The organism is Rhizobium sp. CB3171 (assembly GCF_029714265.1).
Lineage (GTDB): Bacteria > Pseudomonadota > Alphaproteobacteria > Rhizobiales > Rhizobiaceae > Rhizobium.
In genome coordinates, this window is the sequence record NZ_CP121653.1 from 658260 (window position 1) to 671426 (window position 13167).

The window sequence follows — 13167 nt, forward strand, 5'->3', positions numbered from 1 at the left end:
GCACCTTTCTACCCTGCTCCGCGACTGGCTGAAAACCATCGGACTTTTCTCCGAAATCATTGCCAGGAAAAACGGCTCGTTTTGCCAATGTCGCAGGAGGGGCCGGCGATACTCGAGAGGCTGACGCTGCGTCATCGTTTGCTCGAGATTTCAAAGCCCAGTTTGAAGGAGGTCTAACATGTCAGCATCCGAACTGGCTGCCCGTCTCGCGCGCCATGCCGAGGCGGTGTGCCGCCACTATCTTTCGGCCGGGCGGCGATATGGCAACTACTGGATCGTCGGCGATACGGCAAACAGCAAAGGCCGTTCGCTCTATGTTCATCTGGCCGGCCCACGGGCTGGCCGCTGGACCGATGCGGCAACCGGTCAATACGGCGATCTCCTTGATCTTGTCCGTGAGAGCTGCGGCATGATCGATTTTTGCGATGTCGAGAGTGAGGCCCGGCAGTTCCTGACCCTACCGAAAACCGGGAGCGCATCGGAATATCGATCAATCGGAGCCCCAGGCCGCTCGAATCGCCCGGCAGCTGAACGGGCACGACGGTTGTTTGCGATGGGCCAGCCGCTGAGCGACACACTCGCTGACAAATATCTGCGACGACGCGGGATACTGCGCGGGTCGGACCACGCCGCACTCCGCTTTCACCCGTCCTGCTACTACCGCGATCTGCTGACGGGCGATACTAGACGCTATCCCGCGCTGATTGCCGCTGTCACAGATCCGAGCGGCGCGATCACCGGAGTGCATCGGACCTGGCTCGATCCGAGCGGTGACGGCAAAGCAAAGGTCGAGACTCCGAGGCGGGCATTGGGCAGCCTGCTCGGCAATGCGGTGCGCTTCAATGTGCCGGTCGATGCGCCGGTGAAGGTGATGGCAGCGGGTGAGGGGCTCGAGACCATGCTATCTCTATCGTATGTCATCCCAGGAATGCCGATTGCCGCTGCGCTCACCGCCAACCACCTTGCCGCCTTTAAAGCGCCGGTAAGCTGCTTACGCCTCTATATCGCTGCGGACGCGGATGATGCTGGTCGCTACGGAAGCGAGAGATTAAGTCAGGCGGCTCGATCACTCGGCATTCTGCCGCTTTTGCTGACCCCTGAACTGGGCGATTTCAACGACGATCTTCGCTCTCTAGAACTGGACCGAGTGACTGTAAATCTTCGTCGGCAGCTTTGTCCGGAAGACGTCGCCGCGTTCCTGCCCGCTGCGTGAAGCGGCGGGCCGGCGCTGCGAAGTGGCGCTTAGGGCAGGTCTGGAGCGAACGGGCCTTCTCGATCTCCATGTTTGTCCGCGCCTGCAGGCCTGCCGAGAGGCGACCCATACCACGCGGTGCCCGACCTTCAGCGGCTCGGTTGGGTTTCTTCCCCGCAGCGGCTCTGCCGCTGCTCCTCGCGGACCAAGAAACCCGCCCTCCGCCGCCCGGCGCTTTGCTGGGCCGCAGCGCGATCCGCCGCGGTTCCGGTCCGCTCCCCGCGTGGACGGGGATCGCCGTCAGGCCGCGAAAGGCGCGGCTCACAAAACCGATGGAGATCCTAATGGACCTGTTTTCGACCCTCGACGAAAGCCCCGAGCCGCAGTACGCATCCTCACCAACCGACCGCTTCATCTACGAGATGCAGATCTACGGGCATCGTCCTTTCCAGGACGAGCCAGATCCTCGGCCGCTCCCCGAAGAGCCGGTCGTCCAGGCCTCGTTGACCGCGATCTTCGACGCCCTGTTCGAGATGCTCGGCGACACGCGGCTCGAACCCGATCTCGAGGACCTCCTCTGGTCGACTGTTAATCTCTTCCATCGTGCCGGCGAGCGCATCCAGCGCGAGCTCGACCGCAATGAGGAGGCACAGCGTACCGGCCAGAGCGAACAGGACGGCTCCGAAGTCAAAAGCGTCGAACTCGAGCGTCTGATTGCCGAAGGCATCACGATGCTGGAACGCCGCAACAGTTTCGAGTTCATGCGCGACTTCGCCGCCGATCTCTTCGAAGCGCAAACCGGTTCTACCTGGCGACCGCGTACCGGCTCAAAAGTCAGCCACGTGAATATGACCGCGGCGATAATCGATAGTCGCGACTTCCTCTCTGCTCGGCGGCGCGCCGAGACCGAAGTGCTGATCCCGGCAGGCACCAAGATCGCTTTTGCAGGTGGGATGGATTACAACGATCACGATCGTATCTGGGCGAAGCTTGATCAAGCGCATGCCAAGCATCCCGACATGGTCCTGCTTCACGGTGGCTCGCCGAAGGGCGCCGAGCGCATCGCCGCCTGCTGGGCAGAGGCCCGAAAGGTGACACAGATCTCCTTCAAGCCGAATTGGACCAAACATGCCAAGGCTGCTCCGTTCCGCCGCAACGACGAGATGCTGTCTGTCGTACCGGCCGGTCTGATCGTCTTCCCGGGCAATGGCATTACCGGCAATCTCGCCGACAAGGCGCGCCGGCTCGGCATCCCGGTCTGGCAGGCAGGCGGCGACTAGGCCGCCTTGTTCCGAACGATCCTATGAACCGGCCGCCGCGCAGTGGGCCGGTTTTTCATTTCACCTTGAGAGTGGCACAATTCGTGCGGTGTCGACTATATTGGCAGCATGACTCAGGAACACGACATTTCGAGCAAGGTGGAACAGACGGTCGAAAGGCTTCTCCGCGACCGTCTGGAAACGAGCGGCTTTGAAGGCGCGGATATCCGATCCGACCGCGATCTCGAGGGCGATCCGATTCTGGTTGTTGACGTAAAGTACCGCTTTGTCGACCGGCCAATTAGCTCGAAAGTGACCTTCGGCTTGACGACCGAGCTCCGGAAAGCCTTGATGGCTCTCGGGGAAAGTCGATTTCCGCAGGTTCGTCATCACTTCAACGAACAACAAAAGATCGCAAGCTGATCCGTGTCGAACGATTTAATCGCCACGGCACGCCGGCTTGCGAAAGCCAGCCCCAAGCGTCCACGCCAATCCGACCTGAAGCGCGGTGTCAGCACCGCTTATTATGCGCTTTTTCACTGCCTGGCGCGTGAGTGCGCAGATCTTCTGGTTGGAGCCGGTGACAGCCGCAGTGATGCTGCCTGGGTTCAAATGTATCGCGCGCTCGAGCACGGTATCTCCAGAAATGCCTGCAAGGTTGCCGCAACGAAGAGTTCCCGAACGGCATTCTGTCCTTCGCTGACACCTTCGTTGCCATGCAGGAAGAGCGTCATCGGGCGGACTACGATCCGCTCGCCCGGTTCGCGCGGCCCGATGTCCTCGTCCTGATCGACAACTGCGAACAAGCCATCAAGGACCTGCTGGCGGCGCCCCGATCCGATCGGAAGGCCTTTGCGGTCTGGGTACTGTTTCAGAGGAAGCGGTAAGCTCCAGCCTGAACCGACTCCGGACAATCGCCTTATAGTGCTCTTTGATGCGGCTTTGTCTTCGGCTGACGTTCTGCCTTTCGCCGATCGCCGCAGACGGGTGTTCACGGTTGACCTGCTAAAACAGTCTCAGGACGGCGAGCGCCATTGAGGCGATCGGGCTTCGGAGCAAGCCGTTTACACGAGGGGAACCGCGCAAGCCGTCGGTTGTCCGGATGCCTCAAGAGACGGTGACGGCTCCCGGTGGCTGCATCAGCGTGCGGTCAAGCCTCAAGGCCTTTCTCCGTCGGTCGCTTCAAAACCATTCCCGTTCTCTATGTCGCCTTTCTAAGGGACCGGCCGCAATCAGCGTCAACCCGCAAGGGGTTCCCCTGCGCTGACGCTCCGGTGACGCCTGCGGCTCGGCCCCTTCTCCGGGCGCCATCGGGAATGGTCCCGAGCAACCGAAGGAGAATTACCATGGCTACCACGATCGCAACCCTGACGCAGAAGACCGACGGCAGTCTCGAAGGCGTCTTCGCCACCATCCGGGTCAATGCCCCGATCGCCATCATCCCCAATGCCAACAAGGCAAGCGAAGAAGCACCGGATTACCGCATCATCCACCGCAAGACCGGCTTCGAAATCGGCGCGGCGTGGGCCCGCATCGCCCGCCAGACCGGCGAAGAATATCTCTCCGTCAAGCTCGAAGCGCCCGAGATCGGCGTCATCTTCGGCAATCTCGCACCGGCTCCCGGCGGCGAAGCCAATCGCAAGGTCATCCTGTGGAACAACCCGGCCTGAGCGAGATGGCCGGTCCCGCAAGGGATCGGCGTCTCCCATCCACCTAATCCGAGGAGATGGCGATGAGCCGCTATACGATCACTGTCACCAGAACCGCATCCCGCCATGCCGATCCCGATGCTGTCATCGGATACAACCGCCCGCTGCAGACGTTCTTTCTCCAGGCCTTCGCCGATAGCGAGGGTGAGAACCTGGCGCTCTGGCTCGGTACTGATATCCGGGCGTTCGAAACCCTTTCCGATCTCCGCGCAACCGCGATCGCTCTGGGTTATGACTTCGTTCCGATCGCATCTGGCATCCTATGCCGGCTGCTCAATGACTATGCCCGAGAGGCGATCTGCCCGGTGCCTGATAGCATTATCCAGGATTTGCAGCCTCAAACGCTGTGACCGGCGCTTGTTGAACAAAACACGAAAGCCCGACCTCTGCTGGAGGCCGGGCTTTCCTTTTGTTCGTCCCGTTGGACTTACTTGTTCAGTGCATCCTTCAGTGCCTTAGCCGGCGTGAAGGCCAGCTTCTTCGCCGCGGCGACCTTGATCGTTGCGCCGGTCGCGGGATTGCGCGCTTCCCGCTCCGGCGTGTCCTTGACCTTGAACTTGCCGAAGCCGGGCAGCGAGGTTTCGTTTCCGGCGACGGCAGCCTCGGTGATCGAGGCGATCACAGCCTCGACGATTGCCTTACCTTGCGCCTTGGTCAGGCTGTGCTCAGTAGCGATCTTGTCGGCGATTTCATTGGTGGTGGTCATGTTAGTCTCCGCATTATGATGGATACGGAATCCGTGACAGGCGATTTTCGTCCTGTCATCGGTTGAAGAGCGAGTTGAGCGCCCAAAACGCTGGATTTCCACAGTTTCTCGTCGGCTAAGGCGCCCCGGTGAAGCGAGGGCTGAAGACTCTCGGCGAACTCATCGTCGGCGTAGAACAGATCGGCCACTGATGTCAGCGGTTTTCTTCGACCTCGAGTTCCTTGTAGCCTCTTCGACGCTTGACGCGCTCCAGCCGCCCATATGCCGCTTCCGCTGCCTGAGGCTCATCATAGGTCTCGATCTTTTCCTGCCCGTTCGTGCCGATCCGGCCCCAATGGCGTACCACCGCTACCCCGCCGAATAAGTTCGGCTGGATCGCGAGCGTGTAGAAGCGCCGCACGTTCTGAGCGGGATCGCTTCGGCGAAGGTGAAGCTCACCTATTTCTTCGTGTGACATGGAACGGATTCTCGCCTCCATGCGAGGCGCCGTCCAACGACAGTTTTGAATCAATTGGCATTTGCGGATTCATGACGGTGATGGATCATGTGCGGATTGCTGATATGGGTGCGTCGCGCTTATCACTGCGGCCAAAAGCAACTGGAACTCCGCGCTAGCAACTAGATGGAATGGCAATGCAAAAAACAATGGAAATCGATAGCCGAGGCGACTTCGGGCTCTGGGCTATCGAAGCGGCGAAGCAGATCGTCAGCGAGCAGGGCTTCGATTTGGCGAAGGCCGCCCGCGATGGTAGTGAGCAGGATCTTCGATCGGCGGGCAACGCGCTCGGACAAGCCATCACCAACGTGCTGTTGGAAGTCTATGACGGTTTGCTCGAAGGCGTCGCTGAAGCGTAGGCTGACTTAGACAGTCAACGGCGGCATCTCAGCTTCACCGGTGCGCCATATCCAGGCAGACATGTCCGGCCGCGCGTCGATCATCTCGCGCAAAGCTGCTTCAAAACGTTCGTCAGCGCCTTGGGGCACGATATAGAGTGCCCGGGCCAATGGACGATGTTCCGGCAGGATCACATTCGCAAGCGGCTGCGTCCGCAAAAGCTCGAAGCGCAGACCTTTCACCATTTTTTCGCGCATCCGCGTCAATCGATCCAGCAGCCGCTCCTCGTAGGCATTTTCGATCGGCAGCCATTGTTCCGTCACCGTCATCAGCGCGATCTCGTTGATGGTGACGACGCCGGAAGGGCTTCCGGCGATCGTCGCGATGGCAATGAGATGGGAGGTTTCGTTGCTTCCCCAGAGGGTCAGTTCGGTATCGAAGCGGCGCTGCAAGCGCCGCCATGCCGGTTCCTCGAGATAGAGACGAAACCCCGGCATGTGTTTGATGATGACGAGTTGACCATTTCGCGCTGACGAGAACTCCTTCACCTCTCCCACCAGAAGCATCAACGTCTTTGGACCGGTAGAGGCGTGAAACAAAGGCGATAAGGCCTGCGCCCGTCGTTGCTCGATGGCTGCCTTCTCCTCGGCCCGAAACGGCTCGGGGACAAAGAGGCGCTCCGCGAGACTTTGCTGCCAAACCGACATGGTTCGAGCCGCTTCCTGAAGATGATGATAGACCTGCCACCAATGCCGCTTGCCCGCAAAATGCGCAGTCCATTCCGTCAGGCCGCTTTCATGCCAGAGGAAATGCAGCAGGCCGCGGAGCGAGAGCTTCTTGCTGTCGTTCTTGACGCTGTCGGCCGTCTCGGAACCCACAGCACCAGCACCGGAAGAACGGCGCTTCGATAGCGAGAAGTCCAGTTTGAGCGCTGCCGTCCCCGCCGCTGGATCGAGCTTGATGGCGCCTCCCATCAGGGGGCCGAGACCCGACAGCTCATAGGGAGGCTCGTAGGACGGGCATGCGGCGTCATGGTCTGCGCCGGTGAGCGGCATCCTCTTGATCACCAGTTGGTCGCCGATCTTGGCGACGTACATCGGCACGCCTTCGTCGTTGCAGAGACAAAGCGGGCGGGCCTTGTCGCGATAGGCCAGAGTCAGCAGATGCTGGAAATCATCTGCATCATCACTGCTGACTTCCCCATTGATCAGGAACCGTCTCATTGCTCTGGCCACCTTCGAGCAAGTGGCACGCTCGCAATGGAGTGCCCCAAGAGAGGAAAACCTGTCTGCTCAGACCGGCCGATTGTGCCGGACGGGCAAAGCCAGCTCAAGGCCGCGCGGCCCCTCCAATTTTCTCGTCCCTTCGTTTCACTCCGCTCCGACAAAATCGGTTCCTCCGCGCGCCGGCTCCGCCGGTCGTGTCCCACGAGCCTTGACCTAACTTTCCCCGCCCTGCGTGCCGCCGTCATCTCTCACATCTCTCAAGGAGACGACGATGACCAACGAACAGCACATCGAAGAACTGCGCGCCGAGGCCCGGGCTGCCGCGACGCTCGAAGAACGCCGCCAGATCGAAGCCGAACTCGAGCTGGCAATCGCCGAGCGCGAGGTGATCTGGGCCGAGCAGGACGGTCGCATCAGCGCCAAGCCGCCCTTCTGAGGCGGTAGTCGCGTTGGCAGCAGTCGCACAAGCCAATCGGATAAAGTGGCTGCATGTTGCCTCCTATCTTTTTCAGCCTCGATTCCGCGGTCTTTGCTTGGCTTCACCGCGTGAGCTTCAATAGCCATTGTCTTTCAGATAGGTGTCGATCGCTGTCTGCATGATGATCGTCATGTTGATATCGTTCTCATGGGCGGCCTTTTTCAGTCGCGCCTTGGTATCGTAGTCCAAGGCGACGTTCACGTAGAACTTGGCTTCGCGCTCCTTCGTGCGCTTGAGGTTCTTCAGTGCAAGGCGGGCATCTTCCCGCACGATCGCGCGCGTTGTCGCCTTCTCACGGCGAGCCTGCTCTGAAAGCCCTGGCAGGATTTTTGTTTCGCCCATCTCTGCCGCAGGTATCGTCGCCGGCGAGGTCGTTGGTTTCTGCTCCATCGGCTCCTGGCGGCCACGCTCCGTTTGCTCTGTCCGCGGCGCGATGATGAAGTCGCCAAGCCCCAAGCCCACCTTGCTCATGCAGCAATCCCCCGATCATACGCGGACCGCTTTTCCTCGATCTCGGAAACGAGGGCCTGCACCTCCGAGCGCGCCTTGCGGACACTGTCGGTCAATTCCTGCATCTGCAGGGTTCCAAGACCATTCTGGATCTCGCGATAGATGTTGCGCTCGAAGAGCTCGGTTTCGAGAAGCGCGGTCCGATAGTCCGCTTCCCGCAGGCCGGCGACGAAGGGCCTGATATAGCGATAGGCCTCCAGATTACGGCCGGGTATTGTCACCCGCGTGCGAACATTGAGATGCTGAATTCTCGATCCGACCTCGTCGTTGATCTGGCTGACCATTGCCACTGCCTGGCCGGCAGCTTCGATCTCTTTGATTGCGGGCTGGATCGGAGAGATGACGAGCTCGGCTGCGCGAATGATGCTGGTCTGCAACGAGCTGTCTACGCCCGGCGCATCAATGATGATGAGATCGAAGGCGCTTGCAAATCGCTCCACGGCCGAGCCAAGGGTCCGTGACGCTGAGGCGGTGGTCACTACGACATTCGCGGGGATGTTCTTCTTGTTGTGGCAGAGACGCCACCATCCCGAAAGGTTCTGGCGGCTGTCGGCGTCGATCAAAAGCACGCGCTCGCCACGCAAGGCGTACTCGCCAGCCATCAAGGTTACGAGCGTCGTTTTGCCGGCGCCGCCCTTGTTGCTCACTGCCGCGTATATCCGCCCCATGCTCCAGAACCTCGTGCTGCCAAATCCGTCGATGATGTCGAAATATAACTTGATAAGTTTAGCATATGTCAACCAGAAATGTTGGCAATCGGAAACACTCTATGGGTGGTCGGCCGTAGAATGCAGGTCCGGTCTTTGGGTGTTGCGAGGGACCCACCAGTATCGTTGCATCACGCATTTATATTGAAATATTGTGGAAATAATCAGTAGACCCGCGGTCTGCGTCTCAACGGCGATGCAATAGCTATCCCGGTTCAGTCGGCAATCTTATGAAGGTTCAGTTTCGTACCAAGTCAGCTTGAAAATATAACTTAGTTGGTATAGTTATTGTTTGGCAGGATACGCAAATTTGTGATACAAATTTGCTGACGATCGACGGACGGGCCGTCGATGGCGCCTGCGGCGGGTCTTCTGGCGGAGGATGCAATGGCAGTGATCGGCGGCAGGTCGCAAAACTTGGTGTCGGCGAAGGCGCGTAAGGAGCGTGTCGTTCATGTCCGGTTCGCTGTCTGGGAACACGTTGCCGTCGAGCATGCGGCCGCCGCGGCTGACATGACGGTTTCTGGCTTCATGCGCTCGCTGGCGCTGGAAGGAGCGGGCATTCAGCCATTCCTGACGGAGGACGACAGGACCATTCTCGATATCCTTGCTTCAGAGATGCGTGCCATCGGCGTGAACCTCAATCAGCTTGCCCGCGCGGCCAACAGGGCAGGGCAGGTCGACGCGGCTGGGGTGTCCTCCGCTTTGATCAACATCCAAAAAATCGTCGTAGCGGTCGCCATGGAGTTGCGCAGTTACGGCGTCCGTGCGGCTCGTCGACGCGGAGCGGCGTGATGGAGTTCTTTCTCGGCGCCTTTGAGAAGGAATGGGAGAGCCGACGGGCGGCGTTGTTACACGAGCGGTCGCTTGGACGCGGAAAGGCCGACGCCGAAGAAGAGCGCAGGCGCCGCCGCGGCGGTGGCGCGAGTGCACTATCGCCGGTGCGCGGCTTTCGAGGCAATTCCGATCGACGCACAGGAACGCTGGCGCGCGCAACTGAACGCGACGACGAGCCGTCCATGCGGAGCCGCTTTGCCGCCCTCGCGTCAGGCAGCCAACCGGCAGTGGTCAAGATGGCATCGTTTGGCGGTGGCGGCCGGCTCGGCGCAATGATCACCTATGTGTCGCGCAATGGAGGAGTGGTCGTCGAAAACGAGCGCGGCGAGCAACTTCGCGGTCGCGATGAACTCTCTGGTGTCAGGGGCGAATGGGACCACCTGATGAAGAACCGGGCCGAGAGCCGCGACATCGCCACCTTCACTGTGGAGGTGAACGGGGCATTCCGCGAAGGGGGCAACGATCACGAGCATTCACTGGCGTTGTTGAAGCGCGGTCTTGGGGATCGAAGTCTTGCCTATGCAGTCAGACCGGGGCGGGAAGGGACCAGTCACACGATCGAAGGCGTCGCGGTGTTGCGGGACAGCAATGGTGAGCGGCTCACAGCGGACAAGAAGGCGTCGGAGATCGTTCAGGATCGGTTTGATGGCGGCGCCGAGCGTGGTGAGACGGCAGCGTTCCGATTTACCGGCTACGGCAATGGGACAGACTACGGGACGAGCCGGCTACGCGATCTCGTCGAACGGCATGGTGGCGCGGTTTACGATGAAAAGGGCAAGGCAATCTCCGACGAAAAGCAAGCTGGAGAGCTTGTACAGCAGGAGTGGCGAAACCAGTTGCACAGCCGCAAGCCGCGCGATGTCATGCATCTTGTTCTGTCTGCGCGGGCGGGCACGGATAGCGAGGCCTTCCATGCCGCCGCCCGGGATTTCCTGGCTGAGGAATTTACCGGTTATCGCTACGTCTTTTCTCTGCATGATCCGTCCAGGGATCCAAAAGCGGAGGAGGCTGGCGGCAAGCGCCCGCATGTCCACGTGCATGCCGTCATCGCGATGCGGTCAGACATGGGAGACCGGATCGAAACGACGATCCCGACATTCCGCCGTTGGCGGGCGACGATAGCCGAGAAGGCGCTCGCCCACGGTATCAACATGGAAATGACGGACCGGCGTGAACGCGGGAGCGCTGCGGCCTATGGAAGGAATCAGGTGCGTCCGACAAGCCGGCTTGGGCGCACCGAGCATGAGGGCACAAGCGAGTCAGCGCAGCGCCGGTACGACGCCAAGCGCTCGGATCACCGTAGTTTTGCGCGAACGGAGATCAGCCGGAACTATACTGATATTGCTAAGCGTGAATGGGAGGTGTTAGCCTCGCAGGATAGCGATGAGCGCTCGGCAAGCTTCGCAAAAGAGCAGGTTTCGCGGCTGGAATTGGCGCGAAGCGAGGATTCGCCAAACGTGATTGTCGCGAGCGAAGCGGAAAAATCACTCTCGCAATTTGAAACGTATCTGGTAACATTACAGAAGATCGTTTTTCCGGATGAGCGGATATCGCAGATGAACCGATCCGAGTTTGAAGCCTATGAAAAGCGCGTGGAAATGGCGTTGTTTCAGGCAGAACGCGTAATGCCTCCGGAGCAGAAGACGAGTTTCGAGGAAATCGCCGCAGCTGCCCGCGAGCATGTTGATGTCCGTCGCGAACTGATGGAGCAGGCCGAGCAGAGCGAAGCAAGATCCGAGCGAGTTGACGAAGATCGAGGTCCAGCGGGCGATGAAGCGAACCAAAGATGGGACGAGGCGGTAGCGCGGCACGGGCTTCGGACTGTTGAAGCCGCAAACCAGCTCATGCTCGAAGTAGAGCATTTCCGTGAAGCGATCGAACTTGCTGACGTCGGCGAAGTCAATAACGATAAGGAAACTCTGCAGGCGAGTCTCAACTTGGAGCTGGCGAGAGCCGGTGAGCTTGGCGCTGCCGGCAATCGTCTGATCCGCGAAATCGCCGAAGTCGATGAAGAGCTGCGGACCGCGATCGAAAATGCCGAGCGGGCGCGCCAGCAGCGTGGCGAAAAGGGTAAGGGCCCTGAAGGCGCCGCGGCGGGAGTTCAGGTGCGCGCCGACAATGAAGATCGTTCAGGCCGCGAAGAGGCGCCGGATCGCGATGACGGCGATCAGCCTCAGGAGCCCTCTGCCAGCCCTGCTTCCCAGCGGCTGGTTGAGGGAACAGTGGACCGCAACGCGGGAGATACCAGAAGGACGGATCCCGTGCAGCAGCACGTTCGGAGACTCGAGCAGTTGCAGCGTGAGGCTGACGAAAGGCGGGAACGCGATCAGAACGACCGCGAGCGATAGGAGGCGGGTGTGCGATACGAGCGACGGATCATCGTCAATCCTGAGACCGGCCAGAAGAGTGAAGAGGGATTGGCAAAGGTGTTTGGCATTGTGTTCTGGGCTGTGATGATCATAGGCGTTATCGATCACGCTCTGACCGTCGCCCGAAAATGGGCGCTATCGCAATGGACTTGGTTCCTTGCGCAGTCACCGTTTTGATAATTTTCTACCAAATTCAGCATCAAGGATGGTCGTCGCTATGTTGAACTATATGCTCCGCTCACCGATGACAGTCTGGTCGATGGCTGCGCCGGCCGTGGTTTTTTTGGCTGGGGCGATCCTTGGTGCGTTGATGGGACCACTTCCGCCGTTCGTCATGACAGTTGAATTCGCATTGCTTGCTCTAACGATGGCGCTATCCGCGCTGGCTGCCCTGCTCAGCGTTGCTCCACCATCCATTACAAGGCGTGAGGTGAGATGGGCGAACGAAAATGCCGCCATCCTTTACACCATCCCCGTGACCTTCGAGGAAGTGGATTTTATCCCACCTCTTCTGAGCAGGGTTGCCGCTTACCGGGATGATGACGGTACGCGCCGGCGGGTACCGTCTTATGAGTTGCGGGCGTTGCGTGCTTGAGCCAGTTCCTCCAACATGGAAAAATAGTTCGGGAGTGACGCTCGTTAGTCCAACTGTGTGGCCTTCTGGCGCAGGATGGCTGAAACCTTCTTCAGCCCTTGATGATCCAGCGCGTCGATGAACTCTTCAGCCGATGGTGTCGTCTTGCGCAGATTTTGCCGAGCGCTCTTGACGCTGTCGATCAACGCGCTCGAGAAAGTGGAATAGAGACCAGCGAGGAAGTCGTCGGGTGACGTGCAGGTTCCGCCATAGGGCCGAAGGTCCGCAGCCGGAAAATCCTTAAGATTCCACGTGACGATCACGGATGCTTTTGCGGCGACGGCAGCGGCCAAGACATGCCGGTCATCGGGATCGGGTAGGGAGAGGCTGGGGACAAGAGCCCGATAGTTGGCGACATCGGCGTCGGGCAAAACGTCCTTCATCCGATCGCGGGTCGCTTCAAGACGTGAGACGGGCGTTTCGGGTGAGTTGGCGGCCAGGTTGCGTATCCATTCGCCATGAATGTCGTCTGTCCAGTGCGCTTCGATTAGGCCGTCGAAGGCACACTGGACCAGGACATTGCGCAGATGGAAGGGATAGAGGACGCAGGATAGACCGCGACGGGCGGCTTAAATCCCAAAAACTAGGCTTCGATTTACCGCTGGCCGGCAAGACGCTCTACTCTGTCTGGTCTTTTAGGTCTAAAGCAATAAGCCAGCTTTTGCCTTCAAGATGGCGGGTGCTGTGACGTGGCCACAGAGTCCG

General features: G+C 59.7%; 18 protein-coding genes. 11 read left to right on the forward strand and 7 right to left on the reverse strand.

Translation table 11 applies throughout. From position 1 onward, the window contains the following. Nucleotides 1-178: 178 nt before the first annotated feature. The 3 genes from QA648_RS22255 to QA648_RS22265 all read left to right on the forward strand — a co-directional run bounded on the left by QA648_RS22255 (nucleotide 179) and on the right by QA648_RS22265 (nucleotide 2874). Nucleotides 179-1213 carry a toprim domain-containing protein gene (locus QA648_RS22255; RefSeq protein WP_283053709.1) on the forward strand — a complete coding sequence of 345 codons (1035 nt, stop codon included), beginning with the start codon at nucleotides 179-181 and terminating at the stop codon, nucleotides 1211-1213. 323 nt (nucleotides 1214-1536) lie between these two features. Continuing rightward, nucleotides 1537-2472: a DUF2493 domain-containing protein gene (locus QA648_RS22260; protein ID WP_283053710.1), complete on the forward strand. Its 936-nt coding sequence runs from the start codon at nucleotides 1537-1539 to the stop codon at nucleotides 2470-2472. Nucleotides 2473-2580: 108 nt separating this feature from the next. Further along, complete coding sequence (locus QA648_RS22265) at nucleotides 2581-2874, forward strand: hypothetical protein (protein ID WP_283053711.1); 294 nt, start codon at nucleotides 2581-2583, stop codon at nucleotides 2872-2874. A gap of 185 nt (nucleotides 2875-3059) precedes the next feature. On the opposite strand, the gene QA648_RS22270 is transcribed toward QA648_RS22265, so the two are convergent. Next, the gene (locus QA648_RS22270; protein WP_283053712.1) at nucleotides 3060-3257 is read right to left on the reverse strand and encodes a hypothetical protein; all 198 of its coding nucleotides are present in this window, start codon (nucleotides 3255-3257) and stop codon (nucleotides 3060-3062) included. Nucleotides 3258-3797: 540 nt separating this feature from the next. On the opposite strand from QA648_RS22270, the gene QA648_RS22275 reads away from it, so the two are divergent. Together QA648_RS22275 and QA648_RS22280 are read left to right on the forward strand one after the other, a co-directional pair. Further along, nucleotides 3798-4121 (forward strand): DUF736 family protein, encoded by a 324-nt coding sequence (locus QA648_RS22275; RefSeq protein ID WP_104827118.1) that lies wholly within the window; start codon nucleotides 3798-3800, stop codon nucleotides 4119-4121. A gap of 62 nt (nucleotides 4122-4183) precedes the next feature. Then, nucleotides 4184-4510, forward strand: coding sequence for a hypothetical protein (locus tag QA648_RS22280; RefSeq protein ID WP_283053713.1), 327 nt, complete (start codon nucleotides 4184-4186; stop codon nucleotides 4508-4510). A 77-nt stretch (nucleotides 4511-4587) separates the two neighbouring features. On the opposite strand, the gene QA648_RS22285 is transcribed toward QA648_RS22280, so the two are convergent. Next, nucleotides 4588-4866 carry an HU family DNA-binding protein gene (locus tag QA648_RS22285; RefSeq protein ID WP_283053714.1) on the reverse strand — a complete coding sequence of 93 codons (279 nt, stop codon included), beginning with the start codon at nucleotides 4864-4866 and terminating at the stop codon, nucleotides 4588-4590. 193 nt (nucleotides 4867-5059) lie between these two features. Beyond that, nucleotides 5060-5323, reverse strand: coding sequence for a WGR domain-containing protein (locus QA648_RS22290; protein ID WP_283053715.1), 264 nt, complete (start codon nucleotides 5321-5323; stop codon nucleotides 5060-5062). A gap of 176 nt (nucleotides 5324-5499) precedes the next feature. On the opposite strand from QA648_RS22290, the gene QA648_RS22295 reads away from it, so the two are divergent. Beyond that, nucleotides 5500-5721, forward strand: coding sequence for a hypothetical protein (locus QA648_RS22295; RefSeq protein ID WP_283053716.1), 222 nt, complete (start codon nucleotides 5500-5502; stop codon nucleotides 5719-5721). Between the two features lie 6 nt (nucleotides 5722-5727). On the opposite strand, the gene QA648_RS22300 is transcribed toward QA648_RS22295, so the two are convergent. Next, nucleotides 5728-6924 carry a DUF1173 domain-containing protein gene (locus QA648_RS22300; RefSeq protein WP_283053717.1) on the reverse strand — a complete coding sequence of 399 codons (1197 nt, stop codon included), beginning with the start codon at nucleotides 6922-6924 and terminating at the stop codon, nucleotides 5728-5730. A 274-nt stretch (nucleotides 6925-7198) separates the two neighbouring features. Here QA648_RS22300 and QA648_RS22305 point away from each other — a divergent pair, with 274 nt between their 5' ends. Beyond that, nucleotides 7199-7363 carry a hypothetical protein gene (locus QA648_RS22305; protein WP_199773625.1) on the forward strand — a complete coding sequence of 55 codons (165 nt, stop codon included), beginning with the start codon at nucleotides 7199-7201 and terminating at the stop codon, nucleotides 7361-7363. 117 nt (nucleotides 7364-7480) lie between these two features. On the opposite strand, the gene QA648_RS22310 is transcribed toward QA648_RS22305, so the two are convergent. Together QA648_RS22310 and QA648_RS22315 are read right to left on the reverse strand one after the other, a co-directional pair. After that, nucleotides 7481-7876 (reverse strand): hypothetical protein, encoded by a 396-nt coding sequence (locus QA648_RS22310; protein WP_283053718.1) that lies wholly within the window; start codon nucleotides 7874-7876, stop codon nucleotides 7481-7483. After that, a complete protein-coding gene (locus tag QA648_RS22315) occupies nucleotides 7873-8583 on the reverse strand; it encodes a ParA family protein (protein ID WP_283053719.1) in 711 nt (236 codons plus the stop codon). Before QA648_RS22315 ends, QA648_RS22310 begins: the two co-directional genes overlap by 4 nt. 426 nt (nucleotides 8584-9009) lie before the next feature. Between QA648_RS22315 and mobC the strand changes: the two genes are divergently transcribed. The 4 genes from mobC to QA648_RS22335 are packed head-to-tail and all read left to right on the forward strand — an operon-like array spanning nucleotide 9010 to nucleotide 12423. Continuing rightward, the gene (mobC, locus tag QA648_RS22320) at nucleotides 9010-9417 is read left to right on the forward strand and encodes a plasmid mobilization relaxosome protein MobC (protein ID WP_283053720.1); all 408 of its coding nucleotides are present in this window, start codon (nucleotides 9010-9012) and stop codon (nucleotides 9415-9417) included. Further along, nucleotides 9417-11807, forward strand: a complete 2391-nt coding sequence (locus QA648_RS22325; RefSeq protein ID WP_283053721.1) for a conjugal transfer protein TraA — start codon at nucleotides 9417-9419, stop codon at nucleotides 11805-11807. Before mobC ends, QA648_RS22325 begins: the two co-directional genes overlap by 1 nt. A gap of 9 nt (nucleotides 11808-11816) precedes the next feature. After that, on the forward strand, nucleotides 11817-12005 hold the full coding sequence (locus QA648_RS22330) for a hypothetical protein (protein WP_283053722.1): 189 nt from the start codon (nucleotides 11817-11819) through the stop codon (nucleotides 12003-12005). A 40-nt stretch (nucleotides 12006-12045) separates the two neighbouring features. Further along, nucleotides 12046-12423, forward strand: coding sequence for a hypothetical protein (locus tag QA648_RS22335; protein WP_104827110.1), 378 nt, complete (start codon nucleotides 12046-12048; stop codon nucleotides 12421-12423). A gap of 44 nt (nucleotides 12424-12467) precedes the next feature. On the opposite strand, the gene QA648_RS22340 is transcribed toward QA648_RS22335, so the two are convergent. Beyond that, the gene (locus tag QA648_RS22340) at nucleotides 12468-12989 is read right to left on the reverse strand and encodes a PIN domain-containing protein (RefSeq protein WP_349254322.1); all 522 of its coding nucleotides are present in this window, start codon (nucleotides 12987-12989) and stop codon (nucleotides 12468-12470) included. Between the last annotated feature and the right edge of the window lie 178 nt (nucleotides 12990-13167).